This window comes from Rathayibacter sp. PhB152 (assembly GCF_003751395.1).
Lineage (GTDB): Bacteria > Actinomycetota > Actinomycetes > Actinomycetales > Microbacteriaceae > Rathayibacter > Rathayibacter festucae.
In genome coordinates this window covers 350,583-371,491 of sequence record NZ_RJUT01000004.1, presented here as the reverse complement: position 1 = coordinate 371,491, position 20,909 = coordinate 350,583, and the positions used below count along the sequence as shown (strand labels likewise).

Sequence of the window (20,909 nt, the reverse complement as noted above, 5' to 3'; positions counted from 1 at the left end):
TGATCCGATCCGTCGGGGGCGCGTAGTGGGCGCCGTTCGTGTGGGAGATAGATCAGCACGGGAGGCGACGCTCGCCACGATCGATGACGTGATGCGCACAGTGCTGGCACGAATCGTGCCGCTATCTGGCACGATTCGTTTTCCGTGGCGCGATTCGTCCATTCGGGCCACCTCGGCCCCTGGGGCGCCGTCAGTCGCTGAAGACGGCCAGCTGCTCGTTGCCGACGATCGCGAGGGTCCGGACGAGGCGGGTGTACCGCTCGACGAGCTCCTCGACGGCGGCACCCTGGCCGACCAGCGCGGCGATGCTCTCGGCGGGGAAGAGCGAGACGATCTCCATCGCGACCGCCCTGCCGTGCTCGAAGGAGAGGGCGCGCGCGTACTCCAGGGCACGGGTCAGCTGCGGGCGGTCGCCGTCGGAGGTGATCGCGGCGGGATCGGCGTCGGCGGCGTGCGCGAGGACGGCGACGAACACCCGGGCGATCTCGTCCACCCGCAGAGCTCGGACCAGCGTGAGCAGGCGCGAGGATACCCGCGACACCCCGCGCGCCAGCAGCTCGCCGCTGAGGGCGCGGACCTCGATCACGTCGCCGCCGACGAAGTCGCCGGAGACCCGCTTGATGCCGGACGCGAACAGGCTCGAGCCGGAGGCGATGCTGCGCTCGGCCTCGAGGTTGATCTCGACCCGGCCGCGCGAGGTCGCGACGCCCGAGATCCAGCGCTGCTCCACCGCGGGGTGCGCGTGGACGGCGCGGACGAGGGTGCCGGGGCCGGGGCCGTCGATGGCGCCGAGGATGACCTCGGGAGTGCGGGCGCCGGCGATGCGGGTCGAGACGCCGTTGTGCGCGGCGAGCTCGGCAGCCTTGAGCTTCGAGCGGATGCCGCCGCGGCCCGTCCCGCCCTTCTGCACCCCGATGCCGCGCAGCTCCGTGATCCCCAGCTCCTCGAGGTGCACGCCCTCGGCGATGCTGCCGGCGAAGACACCGGGGACGTCGGTGAGCAGCAGCAGCAGATCCGCGCCGAGGAGCATCGCGAGGCCGCCGGCGACGCCGTCGTTGTCGGAGCCGGCGGAGTCGATGGTGTCGTTGCCGTTGACGATCGGCACGACGCCCGCGTCGAGCGCGTGCCGGATCGCCTCCGCGACGTGCGCCATCTGCCGGGGCGATGCGAGGTCGGACTCGCCGATCAGGATCTGCGCGACGAGCGAGCCGGAGAGCTCGGCCACCGAGCGGTAGAAGCCCATCAGCACGGTCTGGCCGACGGCGGCGGCGAGGCGCGGGCTGATCGGCGCGTCCTGCGAGCGGGCGAAGAGCGCCCGGCCGGAGGAGACGGCGCCGGAGGAGACGAGGACGACGTCCCAGCCGAGCGCGCGCGCGCCGAACGCGCTCTCGAGGGCGCTCGCGAGGAGCACGGGGTCCGGGCCGGACTGCTTGGTCACCGAGCTCGAGCCCATCTTGACCACGAGGGTCCGCCGCCGTGCCGGGAGGGAGGAGGGGTTCTCGGCGGCGGCTTCGGGCAGGGCGTCGGACATGGCTCCCATGGTAGGGGCGCACTCACGACGGGCCCGCCGCATTTCCCTAGTGCTGGTCGGTTTTCGGCGTATCCTTCTCGCGGAGCCGACGAGGGCTCCCCTTCGGAAGGACGCCCCCATGACATCGACGTCATCCCCCGCCGGTGAGCCGCTCGACGAGCAGGTCGACCGCCGTTACCTCGACCCCCTGCGCCCCGTGGCTGAGCGGGTCGAGATCCTCCTCGGTCAGATGACGCTCGAGGAGAAGGCCGGGCTCTTCTTCCAGACCATGGTCGTGATAGGCGAGGGCGGAGCGCTCGCCGAGGACGGCGCGTTCGGTCTGCCCTCGACCGCGACGATGGCGCTCGAGAAGCGGATGTCGCACTTCAACCTGCTCGGCGGCGGGACCGCCACGGCGCGCGAGCTCGCCGAGTGGCACAACCGGGTCCAGGAGCTGGCGTCGTCGAGCCGGCTCGGGATCCCCGTGACCCTCTCCACCGATCCGCGCCACTCCTTCACCGACAACCCCGGCACCGGGGCGCAGGCGGAGGCGTTCTCGCAGTGGCCGGAGCCCCTCGGCCTCGCCGCGATCGGCGACGAGGACCTGGTCGAGCGCTTCGGCGACATCGCCCGCCGGGAGTACCTCGCCGTGGGCCTGCGGGTCGCGCTGCACCCGCAGATCGACCTGGCGACCGAGTCGCGCTGGGCGCGGCAGGTCGGCACGTTCGGCGAGGACGCCGAGCTCACCGGGCGGCTCGGCGCCGCGTACATCCGCGGCTTCCAGGGCGAGTCGCTCGGGGCGCAGTCGGTCGCGACGATGACCAAGCACTTCCCCGGCGGCGGACCGCAGAAGGACGGCGAGGACCCGCACTTCCCCTACGGGCGGGAGCAGGTCTACCCGGGCGGCAACGCCGAGTACCACCTGCAGCCCTTCGTGAAGGCCTTCGAGGCGGGCACGAGCCAGATCATGCCGTACTACGGGATGCCGGTCGGGACCGAGCACGAGGAGGTCGGCTTCGGCTTCAACCGCTCGGTGATCACGGGGCTGCTGCGCGAGCGGTTCGGCTTCGACGGCATCGTCTGCACGGACTGGGGGCTGCTCTCGGACTCCGACATCATGGGCGACCACCACGTGGCGCGCGCGTGGGGCGTCGAGCACCTGTCGGTGCCGGAGCGGATGGCGAAGGCCCTCGAGGCCGGTGTCGACCAGTTCGGCGGGGAGTCGATCCCGGAGACGCTGGTCGCCCTGGTCCGGGACGGGACGGTCGCCGAGGAGCGGCTCGACGTGTCCGTGCGGCGGCTGCTGCGGGAGAAGTTCGTGCTCGGGCTGTTCGACGCGCGCGCGGTGGATCCGGCTGCCGCCGAGGTGGTCGTCGGCTCGGCGGAGTTCCGCGCGGCGGGCGAGGCCGCCCAGCGCGCGGCGATCACGATCCTCGCGCAGGACGGCGTCCTGCCGGCGCGGCAGGGGCTGCGGCTGTACGTCGAGGGGATCGATCCGGTCGTCGCCGCGGGGTACGGCACCGTCGTCGGGTCTCCGGAGGAGGCGGAGCTCGCGGTGATCCGGCTGCAGGCGCCCTTCGAGCAGCGCGCGACCGCGTTCGAGAACGTCTTCCACGCCGGCTCGCTCGACTTCCCGGACGAGGTCGTGGAGCACGTCCTGTCCGTGGCGGCTCAGGTGCCGACGGTCGTCGACGTGTTCCTGGACCGGCCGGCGATCCTCACTCCGCTGCTCGACTCCGCGGCGGCGCTGCTCGGTGACTTCGGCGCGTCGGGGGCCGCGGTGCTCGACGTCGTGTTCGGAGTGTCGGAGGCCCGTGGAACACTGCCGATGGACCTTCCGCGCTCGATGGCCGCCGCGGCGGCCCGCCGACCGGACGTGCCGTTCGACACCGCGGATCCGCTGTTCCGGTTCGGTCACGGACTGCGCGTGACGGGGTCTGCGGAGGGCTAGCGCGGCGAGCCCCGGGCTCCTCCACAGGGGGCGATCCGGGGCCTTCTCCACCGGTCCGGCAGCCGCTGCGGCGGATGTCGGTGGCGATTGACATACTCGAACACATGTTCGAACATGGGTTGATGAGCCCCCCTTCACAGCACCCCTCACCGGGGGTCGCCGACACCGCGGAACCGCTGCTGCGGCAGCTCGCGTCGGTGAAGGAGCTGCAGTCGCGGATCCGCGACATGCAGGCGACGACGCTCGAGTCGAAGAGCCTGGCGACGCTGCCGGCCTTCGCCTCGGTGCTGCCGGGCGGCTCGCTCAAGCAGGGCGCCGCCTACTCGGTCGAGGGCTCGATGAGCCTGGCCATGGGTCTGCTGGCCGGGCCGTCGTCCGAGGGTGCCTGGTGCGGCGTCGTCGGCGTCCCCGAGTTCGGCGCCGAGGCGGCGGCCGGCCTGGGGATCGACCTCGAGCGGCTCGTGCTCGTGCCCTCCCCCGCCGAGCACTGGCTCACCGTCACCGCGGCCCTGGTCGACGTCCTCACCGTCGTGCTGACCCGCCCGCCCGCCTCCGTCTCCTCGGCCGACGTCTCCCGGCTGGGCGCACGGCTGCGGCAGCGCGGGGCGGCGCTCGTCGTCCTCGGCGAGTGGCCCCAGGCCGAGGCGCGGCTCAGCATCCGCAGCAGCCGCTGGGAGGGGCTCGGCGCCGGCCACGGCTACCTGCGCACCCGCGAGGCGCTCGTCGACGTCGTCGGCCGCGCCGGGACGCGGGTGCGCACCGTGCGGATGAGCATGCCCGGCACCGGGCGCCCCTTCGGCGTGCTGGGCGGGCCCTCGCATCTGCAGGAGCGCACCCTGCACGAGCGGGCGGTCTGAGATGACCCGTTCCGCAGGCGCTCTCGAGCTTCGCCGCACGATCCTGGTCTGGTGCCCCGACTGGCCCCTGCTCGCCGCCGCGGCGGACGCCGGGCTCGACGCGGAGACCCCGCTCGCGCTCACCGAGAAGAGCCTCGTCTTCGCCTGCTCCCCCGGTGCGCGAGCGGAGGGCGTGCGCCGCGGCATGCGGATCCGCGAGGCCCAGTCGCGCTGCACCGGGCTCGCCGTGCTCCCCTACGACCCGGTGCTCGATCACCGCGCCTTCGAGCCGCTCGTCCAGGCGCTGGAGGAGATCACCCCGGGCGTGCAGCTGATCCGGCCCGGTCTCTGCGCGATCCGCGCCCGCGGGCCGCGCCGCTACTACGGCAGCGAGCAGTCGGCGGCCGAGGCCGTGCTCCAGCGGCTGTCCGAGCTGGGCGTGCCGATGGCGCGGGCCGGGATCGCCGACGGACTCTTCGCGTCCGAGCTCGCGGCCAAGCACTCCGGCACTGCGGTCGCGATCGTGCCGGCCGGAGAGAGCGCCGCGTTCCTCGCGCCCCTGCCGCTCGACGCCCTCGAGACCGAGGCCGTCGGCGCGCGCACCCGCACGACCGGCAAGGGCGAGGACCTCATCGCCCTGCTGCGCCGGCTGGGAGTCCGGACGCTCGGCGCCTTCGCGCAGCTGCCGCGGGACGACGTCTCCGCGCGCTTCGGCCCCGAGGGGGCGCGCGCGCACGTGCTGGCCTCGGGCGCCGAGACCGAGACGGTCGTCCCGCGGCTCCCGCCCGAGCGGCTCGACCGGGTGCTCGAGTTCGAGCCGCCGCTGGACCGGATCGACCAGGCGGCTTTCGCCTTCCGCGTCCCGGCGGAGGAGTTCGTGGCCGGGCTCACCCGGGCGCAGCTGGTGGCGACCGCGATCAGGATCGAGGTCGTCAGCGACCGCGGTGAGGTGTCCTCCCGCAGCTGGCTGCACCCGCGCTGGTTCACCCCCGGCGACGTCGTCGACCGCGTGCGCTGGCAGCTGCAGGGCAACGGCGCGATCGACGCCGGGCTCGGCTCGCCGATCGCCCGGCTGTCGGTCGAGCCGGAGGCGGTCGACGCGATCGGGAACCACGAGCAGGGACTCTGGGGCACGGCTCCCGAGGAGCGGGTGCACCACGGTCTCAGCCGCGTGCAGAGCATGCTCGGCCACGAGGCCGTCGTCACCGCATCGGTGGGCGGCGGCCGGTCGCTGCGCGACCGCCAGCACCTGATCCCCTGGGGGGACAGGGAGCCGGGCGACGCCCGGCCGCGCGGGCTGCCCTGGCCGGGGGCGCTGCCGCCGCCGCTGCCGCCCACGGTCTTCGCCGAGCCGGCGGCCGTCCTGGTGCGGGGGCCCCGCGGCGAGCAGGTCTCGGTCGACGACCGCGGCTCCCTCACCTCCGTCCCCGCCTACTTCGCGCCCGGCTCCTCGCAGGCCCGCCTGCAGCCGGTGACGGGGTGGGCCGGCCCCTGGCCGATCGACGAGCGCTGGTGGGACGCGCGGACGGCCGTCCGCTACGACCGCTTCCAGATCGTCGACTCCGACGGGGTCGCCTGGCTGCTGCTCTGCCTCGACGGCGAGTGGGCGGCCGAGGCCCGCTACGACTGACTCCCCCGGCCGCTGACGGCCGCGATCCGATCCTCCCGAGCACGACGACCGAAGGAGCCCCCGATGGGCTGGAACAACCCCCCGATCCCCTGGTCGGAGTTCGAGCGCCGCCTCTCCAGCACGACCCGGAGCGACGGCACGACCGTCCGCGGCGACGGCGGCGACAGCCCCGCCTGGTCGCACAAGCGCCCCGCCTACACGCCCGGAGCCGACGTCCGTCCGCCGGACGAGAAGGTGCCCTACGCCGAGCTGCACGCGCACTCGCACTTCAGCTTCCTCGACGGCGCCAGCAAACCGGAGGAGCTGATCGAGGAGGCCGTCCGGCTCGGCATCGACACCCTCGCCCTCACCGACCACGACGGGCTCTACGGGATCGTCCGGATGGCGGAGGCCGCGCAGGACCACGGCGTCCGCACCGCTTTCGGCGCCGAGCTCTCGCTCGGGCTCCGCGCCCCGCAGAACGGCGTCGCCGATCCCGAGGGCACGCACCTGCTCGTCCTCGCCCGCCGGGAGGAGGGCTACCACCGGCTCGCCCGCGCGATCACCACCGCCCAGCTCGCCGGCGCCGAGAAGGGCAAGCCCAGCTACGACCTCGAGGAGCTCGCCCGGGCCGCCGACGGCCACTGGATCGTGCTGACCGGCTGCCGCAAGGGCGCCGTCCGGCAGGCCCTGGTCGCGAGCGGCGAGGCGGCGGCCGAGGAGGAGGTGCGCGAGCTCGTGGCCCTCTTCGGCGCCCGCAACGTCCTCGTCGAGCTCTTCGACCACGGCGACCCGCTCGCCTCCCAGCACAACGACCAGCTCGCCGGCATCGCCGAGCGGCTGCAGCTGCGGCTCGTCGCCACCGGCAACGTGCACTACGCCCGGCCCGAGGACCGCCCCCTGCAGACGGCGCTGGCCGCGGTCCGCGCCCGGCGGAGCCTCGACGAGATGGACGGCTGGCTGCCCGCCGCCGGCGGCGCCCACCTGCGCTCCGGCGCCGAGATGGCCGAGCGCTTCTCCCGCTACCCCGGCTCGGTCGAGAACACGGTGCTGATCGCCGACGAGATCGCCTTCGAGCTCGGCCGGGTCCGCCCCCGGCTGCCCCGGCAGGACGTGCCCGAGGGGCACACCCCGATGAGCTGGCTGCGCCACCTCGTGCAGCTCGCGGTGCCGGCGAAGTACCCGGGTGCCGACTCCGACGTGCACGAGCGCCTCGAGAAGGAGCTCGCCGTGATCGAGGCCAAGGACTTCCCCGGCTACTTCCTCATCGTCCACGACATCGTGCACTTCGCGAAGGGCAGGGGGATCCTCTGCCAGGGCCGCGGCTCGGCCGCCAACTCGGCGGTCTGCTACGTCCTCGGGATCACCGCGGTGGACTCGATCTTCTACGGGCTGCCCTTCGAGCGCTTCCTCTCCAGCATCCGCGACGAGGAGCCCGACATCGACGTCGACTTCGACTCCGAGCGGCGCGAGGAGGTCATCCAGCACGTCTACGAGAAGTACGGGCGGCTGAACGCGGCGCAGGTCGCGAACGTCATCACCTACCGGCCGAAGTTCGCCGTCCGCGACATGGCGAAGGCGCTGGGCTACAGCGCCGGGCAGCAGGACGGCTGGTCGAAGCAGATCGAGCACTGGGGCTCGATCACCGAGAGCCCCGAGCACGACATCCCGGACGACGTCGTCGCGCTGACCAAGAAGGTGCTCGGCACGCCCCGGCACCTGGGCATCCACTCCGGCGGCATGGTGCTCACCGACCGGCCGGTCGGCGAGGTCTGCCCGATCGAGCCCGCCCGGATGGAGAAGCGCACCGTCCTGCAGTGGGACAAGGACGACTGCGCCTGGATGGGCCTGGTCAAGTTCGACCTGCTCGGGCTGGGGATGCTCGCTGCCCTGCAGTACACCTTCGACCTCGTCGCCGAGCACGTCGGCGAGAAGTGGGACCTCTCGACGATCCCGCGCGAGGAGAAGGGCGTCTACGACCAGCTCTGCCGGGCCGACTCCATCGGGGTGTTCCAGGTCGAGAGCCGAGCGCAGATGGGCACCCTCCCCCGGCTCCAGCCGCGGCGCTTCTACGACCTCGTGATCGAGGTGGCACTGATCCGCCCCGGTCCGATCCAGGGCGGCGCGGTGCACCCCTACATCCGGCGGAAGCTCGGCGAGGAGCCGATCACCTACCAGCACCCCCTGCTGGTCACGCCGCTCAAGCGCACGCTCGGCGTGCCCCTGTTCCAGGAGCAGCTGATGCAGGTCGCGGTGGCGGTCGGCGACTGCAACGCGGAGGACGCGGACCTGCTGCGCCGCGCGATGGGCTCCAAGCGCGGCACCGAGAAGATCGAGTCGCTCCGGGAGCGGCTCTACGAGGGCATGGCCCGCAACGGGATCACCGACGAGGTCGCCGACGACATCTACCGACGGATCCAGGCCTTCGCCAACTTCGGCTTCGCCGAGAGCCATGCGATCAGCTTCGCGCTGCTGGTCTACGCCAGTGCCTGGCTGCGCCTGCACTACCCGGCCGCCTTCACCGCGGCCCTGCTCCGGGCTCAGCCGATGGGCTTCTACGCCCCGCACACCCTGGTCGCCGACGCCCGCCGGCACGGTGTCCGCGTCGAGTCCCCCGACGTCAACCGCTCGCTGTCGCACCCCGGGCTCGAGGCGCTCGACGGGCCGCCGGCCCCACGGCGGGGCGACGCGCCGCACGGGCAGGCCTCCTGCCTCTCCGCCGAGCAGGCGCCGACGGGCCTCTTCGACCGGTCGCAGCACTTCGACACCGACGACCACCGCCGCGACGCCGGCTTCGTCATCCGCCTGGGTCTCGCCGGGGTGAAGGGCATCGGCACCGCGCTGGCCGAGCACATCGTCGCCGAGCGCGAGCGCGGCGGGCCCTACGCGAGCATGGCCGACCTCTCGCGCCGCGTGGGACTGAACGCGACCCAGCTCGAGGCGCTCGGCGCCGCGGGATCGTTCGACTCGCTCGGGCTCCAGCGCCGCCAGGCGCTCTGGGAGGCGGGCTCCGCCGCCGCCGACCGCCAGGAGTTCCTCCCCGACTCGATCGTCGCCGTCCAGCCTCCGCTGCTGCCGATGCTCTCGGCGCAGGAGCGGGTCGTCTTCGACTTCTGGGCCACCGGCATCTCACCCGACGACCACCCGCTCCGGCACCTGCGCGAGAGCCTCACCCGGCGGGGAGCGCGCTCCACGGCCGATCTTCCCGGCACCCCCTCGGGCACCCGGATCGAGGTCGGCGGGGTCGTGATCCACCGCCAACGTCCCTCCACAGCCGCCGGAGTGACCTTCATGAACCTCGAGGACGAGCACGGGATCCTCAACGTCATCTGCTCCGTCGGAGTATGGAACCGCTACCGGCGCACCGCGCGCGAGGCTCCCGCACTCCTCATCCGCGGGATCCTCGAGCGCTCCGACGAGGGGGTGACCAACCTCCTCGCCGACCGCTTCGAGGCGCTGTCGGTCACCGCCCGGACCACCGCCCGCAACTTCCGATGACCGCCCGTCGGACCACGACCGCCCCAGCACCGCGAGCGCTTCCGCGCCCGCATCACCCGCGAGAAAGCGACACCATGACGAACACGGACCACGCCCTCCACCCCTCGGCGCTCGACGTGCCGCTGCGCGACGACCGGGACCTGCGCGAGCGCGTCTCGTCCCTCATCGGGCCCGCCTACCGGCGTGCGCTCTGGCCGATCCTGCTCGACCGGGCCGGCTACCAGCTGCCGATCCTCTACCCGGTGGACGGACTCCCCGTGCACCCCGACGAGGAGAAGACCGAGCGGATCGTCGCGACCCTCGCGAAAGCGGTCGCGCATCACGATGTCGGCTCGCTCGCCTTCGCGCTCGAGCGCCCGGGCCGGGCGTTCCTCGGCGAGACCGACCGGGTGCTCGCCCGCCAGCTGAGCGCCGCCTGCCACCGGCGGGCCATGCCGCTGCGTGCCCTGCTGCTCGTGCACGACGACGGTGTGCGGATCATCGCCGACGCCGAGCACTCCGTGCCGGCCCGCTGACAGGTCTCCGGCGGGCGGCGGCGTGCACGGGCTCGGGCGCGATGGATGAGAGGAACGAAACGCGCGCCGGTCCGAGTCGACTCGGACCGGCGCGCGGCGGACCCCTACTCGGCGTCGCTGAGCGTGATCAGCAGCGAGGACGCGCCGAGGTCGACCTCGGTGTCGCCGGGCTGGACCGCGTACTGGCCCACGGCGAGGAGCGACTCCGCCACCTCGGGCAGCGGGACCCGAGCCGACGACTCGCCGACGTTGATCGCGATCGTCACCCGGCCGCGACCGAGGGTGAGCCAGCGCTCGTCCTCGTCGAGCTCGACGCGCACCGAGCCGAAGCGCGGGTCGGTCAGCTCGGGGAAGCGGCGGCGCAGCGCCGCCAGCTCGCGGTAGACGGCGAGGATGCGAGCACCGCGCCCCTCCTCCGCCTCGGACCAGTCGAGCTTGGAGCGCTCGAACGTCTCGGGGTCCTGCGGGTCGGGTACGACCTCCGGGTCCCAGCCCATCTTCGCGAACTCCGCGATGCGGCCCTTCGCCGTCGCCTCACCCAGATCCTTCTCCGGGTGCGAGGTGAAGAACTGCCACGGGGTGGACGCCGCCCACTCCTCGCCCATGAAGAGCATCGGGGTGAACGGGCCGAGCAGCGTCAGCGCCGCGGCGATCGCCAGCCGACCCTCGTCGAGGGTCGCGGTCAGCCGGTCGCCGATCGCCCGGTTGCCGATCTGGTCGTGGTTCTGGCTGCAGACCACGAGGCGCCAGGTCGGCATCCGCTCGGTGTCGATCGGGCGGCCGTGGTGCCGGCCGCGGAACGTGGAGAGGGTGCCGTCGTGGAAGAAGCCGCGGGTGAGGACCTTGCCGAGCGCGCCGAGCGGCGCGAAGTCCTCGTAGTAGCCGGTCGTCTCGCCGGTGAGGGCGACGTGCACGGCGTGGTGGAAGTCGTCGCTCCACTGCGCGTCGAGCCCGTAGCCGCCCGCCTCGCGCGGGGTGATCAGCTTCGGGTCGTTGAGGTCCGACTCCGCGATCAGGGTCAGCGGGCGCCCGACGTCGGCCGAGAGCACCGCGACCTCGGCGGCCATCTCCTCGAGCACGTGCACGGCGCGCTCGTCCGAGAGCGCGTGCACCGCGTCGAGGCGCAGGGCGTCGACGTGGTAGTCGCGCAGCCACATCAGCGCGTTGTCGAGGATGTAGCCGCGGACGACGTCCGAGCCCTCCCCGTCGAGGTTGATCGAGCTGCCCCAGGTGTTGGCCTTCTCGTTCTTCAGGTACGGGCCGAACTCGGGCAGGTAGTTGCCGCTCGGGCCGAGGTGGTTGTAGACCACGTCCTGCACGATGCCCAGTCCCGCGCGGTGCGCCGCGTCGACGAAGCGCTGGTACGCCTCCGGTCCGCCGTAGGCCTCCGAGACGGCGTACCAGAGGACACCGTCGTAGCCCCAGTTGTGCGTGCCGTTCACCGCGTTGACCGGGAGGATCTCGATGAAGTCGACGCCGATCGAGCGCAGGTGCTCCAGCCGGCCGGCGGCCGAATCGAGCGTGCCCTCGGGGGTGAAGGTGCCGATGTGCAGCTCGTAGATCAAGGCCCCCGCCAGCTGGCGGCCCGTCCAGGCCTGGTCGGCCCACTCGAACGCGCTCGGGTCGTAGCTGCGGGAGAGCTCGTGGACTCCGCGGGGCTGGCGGCGCGAGCGCGGGTCTGGGAACGGCCCCTTGCCGTCGACCAGGTAGCCGTAGTCGACCTCGCCGGTCGCGGCGACCGACCCGGAGACCCGCCACCAGCCCTCGTCGCCGAAGCGGGCCATCGCGACCGTCCCGCCCGCACCCAGGGCGAGCTCGACGGAGGACGCGTCGGGTGCCCACACGTCGAAGCGCTCGGGTCCGGAGACGGGCAGGGCGTAGCGGTAGGGCGTCGTGCTGATCACGGGGTTCTCCAGGGTCGTTCGAGCGGGTCGGGAGGGAGGACGGGCGCCGGGTCAGGCGACCGGCGCGAGCAGGGCGACCGGGTAGCCGCCGCCGAGGATCTCCGCGACGGCGGTCGGCCCGCCGGCGAAGGTGCGCCCGGTGAGGACGTCCACGACCGGGTGCCCGGGCAGGACGATCAGGGTCTCGCCCCAGCCGCCCTCGGCCGCGAGCCGCGCGGGCAGGCGGGTGGCGACCGTCAGCGCACCGCCGCGGTCGAAGGCGATCGCGTGCTCGGCGGCCGGCCCGATGGCGGGGACGGCGGCGTAGCGCGTGAACAGCTCCGGCCGATCGCGGCGCAGGCGCAGGGCCCGCGAGGTGACGAGCAGCTTGGCCGCGCCCTCCGCGTCGATCTCCGGCAGCCAGCCGCCGTCGATCCGCTCGAGGAGCGCCCGGCGCTCGGCGAAGTCGACCGGGCGGCGGTTGTCGGGGTCGACGAGCGACGTCTCCCACAGCTCGCTGCCCTGGTAGACGTCCGGGATGCCCGGCGCCGTCAGCTGGACGAGCTTGGCCGAGAGGCTGTTCGACCAGCCGTCGGCCGAGACGCGCGCCACGGTGTCCTCGATCAGGCGGCGCACGGCCGCGTCGTCGAAGGCGGCATCGACCGCCGAGTGCATCCGCTTCTCGAACGCCTCGTCCGGTGCCGTCCACTTCGTCGAGCTGCCGGCCTCGCGCGACGCCTTCTCGGCGTAGGCGTGCAGGCGCTCGCGGGACGCGGGCCAGGTGCCGACGATCGCCTCCCAGAGCAGGTGCTCGACCGGTCCGTCGCCGAACCCGGCTTGCTCGTGCAGCGAGCGGAGCGTCTCGGCCCAGGCCTCGGCGTCCTCCGCGAGGGCGGTGATCCGGGCGCGGGTGTCCTCGCCGCGCTTGGTGTCGTGCGTCGACAGCGTGGTGAGCGAGGCGGGGAAGGACGCCTGGCGGACGCCCTGGCGTCGGTGGAACTCCTCCAGGTCGATCGCGAACTCGTCCGGGTCGGCGCCGACCTCGTTGAGCGAGGTGAGGCGGCTGTAGCGGTAGAACGCCGTGTCCTCGACGCCCTTCGCCATCACCATGCCGGAGGTCTGCTGGAAGCGGACCGACACGGGGGTGCCGGTCTCCTCGAGCAGTGCGGCGACCTCGTCGATCGTCGCGGCGATCTCGGGGCGGCGGTGCCGCGCGTCGAGCCGTGCGTGCTCGAGGTGCTCGCCGCCGTAGGGCAGGTAGCTGCGGTAGACCGGGAAGGTCGCGAGCAGCTCGGCGATCGCGTCGTCCGCGCCGTCGACCTGCGGGATGAGCCGGGCCAGTCGGAGCACCTCGGAGCGGAGGATGCCGTCGGCGATGGCGCGCTTGGTGTCGTGGATCAGGTCGGCCCAGTCCACCGGCTCGCCGCCGTCGCCCAGCTCCGCGTCCAGGCCCTCGAGCACCGGACGGGCGTCGGGGTCGACGAGGATGCGGTCGATGTCGGCGAGCGCGTCGTAGCCGGTGGTGCCCACGGTCGCCCAGTGCGCGGGCAGCTGCTCGTCGCCCTCGAGGATCTTCTCGACCCAGACCGGGGCGCCGTCGATGGCGCGGGCGAGGTCGTCCAAGTAGCCGCCCGGGTCGGCCAGGCCGTCCGGGTGGTCGACGCGCAGGCCGTCGGCCAGGCCCTCGGTGAACCAGCGGACGATCTCGCGGTGCGAGGCCTCGAAGACCTCGGGCCGCTCGACCGTGATCGCAGCGAGCGTGTTGACCGCGAAGAAGCGGCGGTAGTTCAGCTCGGCGTCGGCACGGCGCCAGTTGACCAGCTCGTAGCTCTGCCGGGCGTGCACGGTGCGTCCGGAGTCGCCGGGCTCGGCTGTGCCGGGAGCGATCGGCAGGCGGTTCTCGTAGTAGTGCAGCTCGTCGCCGACGACCTCGAGCGCATCGAGCTCGCTGTCACTGTCGCCCTCCGAGGCCCCGTCGCCGAGGATCGGCACGCGCAGCTTGCCCGCACCCGCCGCCCAGTCGATGTCGAACGCCTCGGCGTAGCGGGAGTCGCGGCCGTGCTTCAGCAGGTCCCACCACCACGCGTTCTCCACCGGCGTCGCGACGCCCATGTGGTTCGGCACGATGTCGATGAGGACGCCGAGGCCCTCCTTCCTCGCCGCCTCGGAGGCGTGGGCGAGGCCCTCGCCGCCGCCGCGGGCCGGGTCGACCTGCGAGTGGTCGACGACGTCGTAGCCGTGGTCCGAGCCGGGCTCGGCGGTCAGCAGCGGGGAGAAGTACAGCCAGTCGGCGCCGAGGGAGCGCACGTAATCGGCCACCGTCGCGGCCTCGTCGAGATCGAAGCCGGAGCGGATCTGGAGTCGGTAGGTGGAGGCGGGCAGTCGCAACGTCAGACTCCTGTCGAGGGTGCGGTCGCGGAGTCGGTCGACTCCTCGTGGGGGCTGGTGTGGCCCGTGGTGGTGATGATCGGGATGGCCGAGGTGGCGGCGAGCGAGGCCAGCGAGGCGGCGACCGAGTGGTCGACCTCGGGCTCGGGGGCGCTGTGCTCCTGCAGGATCACGAGCGACTTCGCCTGCACGGTGAGCAGCGCGCCGGCGGGACGCGGGACCGAGTCGGCCTCCGCTCCGGCGGTGTCGACCAGGACGGCCCACTCCACGGCGTACTCGTCGCTCGGGATGGTGAACTCCACGTCCACGTCGTCGGCGTTGAAGTAGAGCAGGAAGCTGTCGTCGACGACCGGCTGGCCGCGCTCGTCGCGCTCGCGGATCCCGTTGCCGTTGAGGTAGATGCCGACCGAGCGGTCCAGGCCCGAGTCCCAGTCCGACGGCGTCATCTCGGTGCCGTCGGCCTTGAACCAGACGATGTCCGGCAGCGGCTCGCCGGTGCCGCGCAGGACGGGGCGCCCGTCGAAGAAGCGGCCGCGGCGGAAGGTCGGGTGCTCGGCGCGGAGACGGATCAGCGCCGCCGTGAACTCGACCAGCGGCCGGTCCGCCTTCTCCCAGTCGATCCAGGTCAGCTCGCTGTCCTGGGCGTAGGTGTTGTTGTTGCCGTTCTGGGTGCGGCCGAGCTCGTCGCCGTGCAGGATCATCGGCACGCCCTGCGAGATCAGCATCGTCGCGAGGAAGTTGCGCTGCTGGCGGGCGCGGAGGCCGAGGACCTTCGGGTCGTCGGTGGGGCCCTCGGCGCCGTGGTTCCAGGAGCGGTTGTGCGACTCGCCGTCGTTGCCGTCCTCGCCGTTGGCGTCGTTGTGCTTCTCGTTGTAGGAGACGAGGTCGCGCAGGGTGAAGCCGTCGTGCGCGGTGACGAAGTTGATCGAGGCGACCGGGTAGCGGCCGGAGCGCGCGTAGAGGTCGGCCGAGCCGGTGAGCCGCGAGGCGAACTCGCCCAGGGTCGAGGGCTCGCCGCGCCAGAAGTCGCGGACGGTGTCGCGGTACTTGCCGTTCCACTCCGTCCACTGCGGCGGGAAGTTGCCGACCTGGTAGCCGCCGGGGCCGACGTCCCACGGCTCGGCGATCAGCTTGACCTGCGAGACCACCGGGTCCTGCTGGACGAGCTCGAAGAAGGTGGAGAGCCGGTCGACGTCGTAGAACTCGCGGGCCAGCGCCGAGGCGAGGTCGAAGCGGAAGCCGTCGACGCGCATCTCGGTCACCCAGTAGCGCAGCGAGTCCATGATCAGCTGCAGCGAGTGCGGGTGGCGCACGTTGAGGGTGTTCCCGGTGCCGGTGTAGTCCATGTAGTAGCGCTTGTCGTCGTCGACCAGGCGGTAGTACGCCTCGTTGTCGATGCCGCGGAACGACAGCGTCGGGCCGAGGTGGTTGCCCTCCGCGGTGTGGTTGTAGACCACGTCGAGGATGACCTCGATGCCGGCGGCGTGCAGGGCCTTCACCATGCTCTTGAACTCCTGGACCTGCTGGCCCAGGTCTCCGGTGGCGGTGTAGGTGTTCTGCGGCGCGAAGAAGCCGATCGTGTTGTAGCCCCAGTAGTTCGAGAGGCCCTTCTCGATCAGCGTCGAGTCGTTGACGAACTGGTGCACCGGCATCAGCTCGAGCGCGGTGATGCCGAGGTGCTTGAGGTGCGCGATCACGGCGGGGTGCGCGACGCCGGCGTAGGTGCCGCGCAGCTCCTCCGGCACGTCGGGGTGGCTCTTGGTGAGCCCCTTCACGTGCGCCTCGTAGATCACGGTGCTGTCGTACGAGGTGCGCGGACGGCGGTCGCCGGCCCAGTCGAAGAACGGGTTGATGACGACGCCCATCATCATGTGCGGCGCCGAGTCCTCGTCGTTCGTCGAGTCCGGGTCGCCGAAGGTGTACGAGAAGAGCGACTGGTCCCAGTCGATCTCGCCCGAGACGGCCTTCGCGTAGGGGTCGAGCAGCAGCTTGTTCGGGTTGCAGCGGTGCCCGGTGGCCGGGTCGTACGCGCCGTGGACGCGGTAGCCGTAGCGCTGGCCGGGCTGGACCTGCGGGAGGTAGCAGTGCCAGACGTAGGCGTCCGACTCGAGCACCTCGACGCGCGTCTCGGTGCCGTCCTCCTCGAAGAGGCACAGCTCGACGCGCTCGGCGGCCTCGCTGAAGAGGGCGAAGTTCGTGCCGCTTCCATCGAAGGTGGCGCCCAAGGGGTAGGCGGTTCCGGGCCAGGTCTCCACGAGACTCCTCTGAGTTCTGGTCTCGGGCGATCCGGGGGAGGCCGACGGGCGGTCTGCGGATGCCCGACGTCGGGGGTGATGGTCCGTCACCTTCGCGACGGACCGACTGCCCAGCTTAGCGAGAGGCTCCTCCCGCGCTTCCGGGGAGGCCACGCTCAGACAGTACGGACCCCGCCGATCCGCGGCGAGGGCTGGACCGCCCGCCGCGCATCCAGTAGAGATCCGCCGTTCTCGCGGCTCAGTGCGAGCCGATCCTCTTGCGCAGCAGATCGATCCGCGCCTGGAGCTGCGTCACGCTCGCCTGCGCGACCGCCGGCCCGCCGCAGAGCCGGCGCAGCTCGGTGTGCACCTGGCCGTGGGTCTCCCCCGTGTTGCGCGCCCAGAGCCCGACGAGCGAGTTCAGCAGGCTGCGCTGCTCCTTCAGCGTGCGGTAGAGCGGCGCGGGGATCTCGCTCTCCTTCGCCTCCGCCGGGGCCTGGGCGCCGTGCGCGCCGGCGCGGCCGCCCGCGCGCTTCGCCTGGCGCTGCTGGCGGTGCTGCAGCAGCTCGCGCACCTGCTCGGGCTCGAGCAGTCCGGGCAGGCCGATGAAGTCGAGCTCCTCCTCGCTCTCGACCTCCACCTCCATCCCGAACTCCGCGCCCTCGTACATCACGCGGTCGAAGGTGGCGGCCGAGCCGAGCGACTCGAAGCGGCCCTCCTCGAGCAGGTCGGAGGACGCCTTCGCCTCGCGCTCCGCGTCGGCCATCAGGTCGGCCTCGGGGTACTCCTCGTCGTCCGAGACGCGGCGGTCGAGGGCGTGGTCGCGCTGCTGCTCCATCGAGCCCGCGAGCGCGAGCAGCCCCGGCACGTTCGGCAGGAAGATCGAGGCGGTCTCGCCGCGGCGCCGGGCCCGGACGAAGCGCCCGATCGCCTGCGCGAAGAACAGCGGAGTGGAGGCGGAGGTGGCGTAGACGCCCACGGCCAGGCGCGGCACGTCCACACCCTCCGACACCATCCGCACGGCGACCATCCACCGGCTGTCGCCCTTCGAGAACTCCTCGATCCGGTCGCTCGCCTCCTTCTCGTCGGAGAGGACGACGGTGACGGGCTGCCCGCTGATCTCGCGGAGCATCGCCGCGTAGGCGCGGGCCGCGTAGTGGTCGGTCGCGATGACGAGACCGCCGGCGTCGGGGATCCCGCGGCGCACCTCGGTCAGCCGGGTGTTCGCCGCGCGCAGGACGGAGGGGATCCACTCGCCCTTGGGGTCGAGCGCCGTCCGCCAGGCCTGCGAGGTGATGTCCTTGGTGTTGCCCTCGCCGAGCCGCGCCTCCATCTCGTCGCCGGCCTTCGACTTCCAGCGCATCTGACCCGCGTAGACCATGAAGAGCACCGGCCGGACGACGCCGTCGGCGAGCGCGCGGCCGTAGCCGTAGGCGTAGTCGGTCAGCGAGGTGCGGATGCCCTCCTGGTCGGGCAGGTAGCTGACGAACGGGATCGGCGCGGTGTCCGAGCGGAACGGGGTCCCGGTGAGCGAGAGCCGGCGGGCGGCCGGCTCGAAGGCCTCGCGGATCGCGTCGCCCCAGCTCAGCGCGTCGCCGCCGTGGTGCACCTCGTCCAAGATGACCAGCGAGCGGCCGGAGAGGGTCAGCTCGCGGTGCAGCTCGGGCCGCACGGCGACCTGCGCGTAGGTGACGGCGACGCCGTGGTAATGCTTGGCGTGCCGGCCCATCCGGTTGGTGAAGGTGGGGTCGAGCCGGATGCCGACGCGGTGCGCCGCCTCGGCCCACTGGCGCTTGAGGTGCTCGGTCGGGGCAACGACGGTGATGCGGTCGACGGTGCGGTTGTGCAGCAGCTCGGCGGCCAGGCGGAGGGCGAACGTCGTCTTGCCGGCGCCGGGCGTCGCGGCCGCGAGGAAGTCGCGCGGCTCGTGCTGGAAGTAGGCCTCGAGGGCCTCCGCCTGCCAGGCCCGCAGCTTGTTCGCGGTGCCCCACGGCGCCCTCCCGGGGAACGACGGGGACAGGTGCTCCGCGGCGGAGGTGCCGACCTGATGACCGAAGTTCGAGGGACTGTTCACGTGGACCGAGGCTAGCCGACACCTCCGACGCCGGGCGCCGGTCCACGTTCCCGCGGGCGACGACCCGGCGTGTCGGGATCGTCCGGGCGACGGACCCCCTCCGCCCGCTCGGAGCGCAGAATGGAGGGATGGTCGAGCAGCGTCATCCGTGGTCCCGCTACGTCGCCCTGGGCGACTCCTTCACCGAGGGGATCGGCGATCCCGAGCCCTCCAGCCCCGGCGGTCACCGCGGCTGGGCCGACCGCGTCGCGGAGGTGCTCGGCAGTCAGAACGACGACTTCGCCTACGCGAACCTGGCCGTGCGCGGGCGGCTGCTGCAGCAGATCGTCGACGAGCAGATCGAGCCGGCTCTCGCGCTGCGCCCGGACCTGATCACCATCTCCGCGGGCGGCAACGACGTCATCCGTCCCGGCACCGACCCGGACGACATCGCCCGCCGCTTCGAGGAGGGACTGGCGCGGCTGCGCTCCGACGGCGCGACGGTGGTGCTCTTCACCGGCGTCGACGTCAGCTTCTCCCCCGTCTTCGCGCGGATCCGCGGCAAGGTGGCCATCTTCAACGAGAACCTCCGCGCGCTCGCCGAGCGCTACGACTGCATCGTCGCCGACCAGTGGTCGCTGCAGGAGATCCAGGACGTGCGGATGTGGGCGCCGGACCGCCTGCACCTCAACCCGCACGGCCACCACGAGGTGGCGCGGATGGTGCTGAAGGCCCTCAACGTCGAGAACACCCTCCGCCCGTTCGCTCCGGAGCCGGCGCCGACGCCGACCTGGCGGGCCGCCCGCCGCGAGGACGCGAAGTGGGCCCGCGAGTACCTCGTCCCCTGGGTGCTGCGCCGGGTGCGCCACCAGTCCTCCGGCGACTTCATCACCGCCAAGCGCCCGGACGCCGGCCCCTACCTGCAGCGCCCGCCCGAGTCGATCCCCGGCACCCCCGTCCCCGGCAACGCGACCCCCGAGGAGGTCGCCGCCGACATCGCGACGGCCGGCGTCCGCATCGTCGTCGACGACGACTGACCCGCGCCGGATCTCGATACGCCCTCTCCGAGGGCTACTCGACCAGCAGGAAAGCGGCGTCTCGAGACCCGCCTACTCGAACAGCTCGCCCGGATTCGTCACGCGCCAGCCGAAGCCCGGGTCCGCGATCGTCCCGTCCGCGACGAGCGGCACCGGGTACGCCTGCCCGTTCACGTCCACGTTCACGGTGCCGACCTCCTGCCCGTCCGCGACGACCTCTACCGGATCGAGCGACACGCTCGTGGTGACCGTGGTCGCGCCCCAGACCAGGAGCGACTGCGCCTCGCTGGTCTCCGCCACCGCCGACTCGCCCCAGGCGCTGGTGTAGCTGCCGAAGTCCTGCCCCTCCTCGGTCAGCGTCACCGTGCGGAAGCCCGCCTCGACCGTCGGGATCAGCGTCAGCACGTCCGCCGCCAGCTGCGGGTGCGTCCGCGCCCCCACCACGACGCCGACCATCGTGACCGGTCGGCCCTCGACCGTCGCGTCGAGCGAGAACAGCAGGCACGCGCCCGCCTCGTCGGTCGTGCCGGTCTTGATCCCGTCCACCCCGGCCTGCCCGAGGAGCTTGTTCGTGTTCTCGACCGTCCCCACTCCCGGGATCACCGCGGAGGGCATCGCCACGATCGGCGCCAGAACCGGATCGCCGATCAGCAGCTCGCCGAGCACCACCATCTCGAGGGTCGTACTCACAGTGGCCGGCGACAGCCCGCTGGTGTCCGCGACCACGGTGCCGGTCAGTCCGCGCTCGTCGAGCCAGGTGCGGGCGGCGGCGAGGTAGCCCTCCTCCGAGCCGAAGGCCCAGACGGCGAGCGACTTCGCGTAGTTGTTGGCCGAGGGCAGCATCAGCACGGTCAGCGCCTCGCGCTCCGTGAGCTCCAGCCCGGCCGACACCGGAGCGACCGAGCCGTTCTCGGCGACCGAGTCGTTGTAGTAGCCGACGTCCGTGCTCGTGAACGCGATCGTCTCGCCGTCGGTCCCCTCCGCGATCGGCTTCGCCGACAGCACCACCAGCGCCGTGACCACCTTCGCGATGCTGCCGATCGGCAGCTGCCCGGTCTCGCCGTAGCTGGAGAGCATCCCGCCGGCCGCCGGCCCCTGCACGCCCACCGCCGAGATCGCCCCGGCCCCGTAGGACGGCCAGGCGACCGCGGGCGCATCGATCACCGTCGACGGCGTCTCCTGAACGACGGCCGTCGCGACGGGCAGCTCGGCACCGGCCGCGTTCGCCGCGTAGGCGCCGCCGGCGCTGACGACCGCCGCCGCGAGGACGACGCCGATCACCGCGAGCGGTCGCGGGCGCCGACGCCGGGGAGCGACAGCTGCCGTCTCCGGGGTGACGCTGCCCACGACGTCGATCGGCGAGCGGTCGGGGCCGGAGGGAGAAGTCACCCGGTC

12 protein-coding genes are annotated in these 20,909 nt (G+C 72.7%); 6 read left to right on the top strand and 6 right to left on the bottom strand.

Going from position 1 to position 20,909, the window contains the following annotated elements; translation table 11 throughout:
- Nucleotides 1-190 precede the first annotated feature (190 nt).
- Nucleotides 191-1,531: a glutamate 5-kinase gene (proB, locus tag EDF36_RS11640; protein ID WP_166674093.1), complete on the bottom strand. Its 1,341-nt coding sequence runs from the start codon at nt 1,529-1,531 to the stop codon at nt 191-193.
- A gap of 118 nt (nt 1,532-1,649) precedes the next feature.
- Here proB and EDF36_RS11635 point away from each other — a divergent pair, with 118 nt between their 5' ends.
- The 5 genes from EDF36_RS11635 to EDF36_RS11615 all read left to right on the top strand — a co-directional run bounded on the left by EDF36_RS11635 (nt 1,650) and on the right by EDF36_RS11615 (nt 9,919).
- Nucleotides 1,650-3,461: a glycoside hydrolase family 3 protein gene (locus EDF36_RS11635; protein ID WP_123733116.1), complete on the top strand. Its 1,812-nt coding sequence runs from the start codon at nt 1,650-1,652 to the stop codon at nt 3,459-3,461.
- 122 nt (nt 3,462-3,583) lie between these two features.
- Entirely contained in the window at nt 3,584-4,318 is a 735-nt protein-coding gene (locus EDF36_RS11630; RefSeq protein ID WP_123733115.1) for a hypothetical protein, read from the top strand.
- Between the two features lies 1 nt (nt 4,319).
- Nucleotides 4,320-5,927: a DNA polymerase Y family protein gene (locus EDF36_RS11625; protein WP_123733114.1), complete on the top strand. Its 1,608-nt coding sequence runs from the start codon at nt 4,320-4,322 to the stop codon at nt 5,925-5,927.
- 63 nt (nt 5,928-5,990) lie between these two features.
- Nucleotides 5,991-9,404: an error-prone DNA polymerase gene (locus tag EDF36_RS11620; protein WP_123733113.1), complete on the top strand. Its 3,414-nt coding sequence runs from the start codon at nt 5,991-5,993 to the stop codon at nt 9,402-9,404.
- Nucleotides 9,405-9,478: 74 nt separating this feature from the next.
- Nucleotides 9,479-9,919 (top strand): hypothetical protein, encoded by a 441-nt coding sequence (locus EDF36_RS11615; protein ID WP_123704248.1) that lies wholly within the window; start codon nt 9,479-9,481, stop codon nt 9,917-9,919.
- A gap of 104 nt (nt 9,920-10,023) precedes the next feature.
- On the opposite strand, the gene treZ is transcribed toward EDF36_RS11615, so the two are convergent.
- From treZ to EDF36_RS11595, 4 genes are all read right to left on the bottom strand, one after another.
- Nucleotides 10,024-11,823, bottom strand: a complete 1,800-nt coding sequence (treZ, locus tag EDF36_RS11610; RefSeq protein WP_260300684.1) for a malto-oligosyltrehalose trehalohydrolase — start codon at nt 11,821-11,823, stop codon at nt 10,024-10,026.
- A 51-nt stretch (nt 11,824-11,874) separates the two neighbouring features.
- Nucleotides 11,875-14,190 carry a malto-oligosyltrehalose synthase gene (gene treY, locus EDF36_RS11605; RefSeq protein ID WP_123733112.1) on the bottom strand — a complete coding sequence of 772 codons (2,316 nt, stop codon included), beginning with the start codon at nt 14,188-14,190 and terminating at the stop codon, nt 11,875-11,877.
- Nucleotides 14,191-14,192: 2 nt separating this feature from the next.
- Nucleotides 14,193-16,445, bottom strand: coding sequence for a glycogen debranching protein GlgX (gene glgX, locus EDF36_RS11600; protein WP_123733111.1), 2,253 nt, complete (start codon nt 16,443-16,445; stop codon nt 14,193-14,195).
- A 238-nt stretch (nt 16,446-16,683) separates the two neighbouring features.
- Nucleotides 16,684-18,498: a DEAD/DEAH box helicase gene (locus EDF36_RS11595; RefSeq protein WP_123733110.1), complete on the bottom strand. Its 1,815-nt coding sequence runs from the start codon at nt 18,496-18,498 to the stop codon at nt 16,684-16,686.
- A 128-nt stretch (nt 18,499-18,626) separates the two neighbouring features.
- Here EDF36_RS11595 and EDF36_RS11590 point away from each other — a divergent pair, with 128 nt between their 5' ends.
- Nucleotides 18,627-19,514 carry an SGNH/GDSL hydrolase family protein gene (locus EDF36_RS11590; RefSeq protein WP_123704257.1) on the top strand — a complete coding sequence of 296 codons (888 nt, stop codon included), beginning with the start codon at nt 18,627-18,629 and terminating at the stop codon, nt 19,512-19,514.
- Nucleotides 19,515-19,586: 72 nt separating this feature from the next.
- Here EDF36_RS11590 and EDF36_RS11585 read toward each other — a convergent pair whose 3' ends face one another.
- Entirely contained in the window at nt 19,587-20,903 is a 1,317-nt protein-coding gene (locus EDF36_RS11585) for a D-alanyl-D-alanine carboxypeptidase family protein (RefSeq protein ID WP_123733109.1), read from the bottom strand.
- Nucleotides 20,904-20,909 lie beyond the last annotated feature (6 nt).

Excerpts from the sequence above, each read along its gene's own strand:
- proB (WP_166674093.1), bottom strand. The coding sequence starts at position 1,531 with ATGTCCGACGCCCTGCCCGAAGCCGCCGCCGAGAACCCCTCCTCCCTC.
- EDF36_RS11635 (WP_123733116.1), top strand. The coding sequence starts at position 1,650 with ATGACATCGACGTCATCCCCCGCCGGTGAGCCGCTCGACGAGCAGGTC.
- EDF36_RS11630 (WP_123733115.1), top strand. The coding sequence starts at position 3,584 with ATGAGCCCCCCTTCACAGCACCCCTCACCGGGGGTCGCCGACACCGCG.
- EDF36_RS11625 (WP_123733114.1), top strand. The coding sequence starts at position 4,320 with ATGACCCGTTCCGCAGGCGCTCTCGAGCTTCGCCGCACGATCCTGGTC.
- EDF36_RS11620 (WP_123733113.1), top strand. The coding sequence starts at position 5,991 with ATGGGCTGGAACAACCCCCCGATCCCCTGGTCGGAGTTCGAGCGCCGC.
- EDF36_RS11615 (WP_123704248.1), top strand. The coding sequence starts at position 9,479 with ATGACGAACACGGACCACGCCCTCCACCCCTCGGCGCTCGACGTGCCG.
- EDF36_RS11590 (WP_123704257.1), top strand. The coding sequence starts at position 18,627 with ATGGTCGAGCAGCGTCATCCGTGGTCCCGCTACGTCGCCCTGGGCGAC.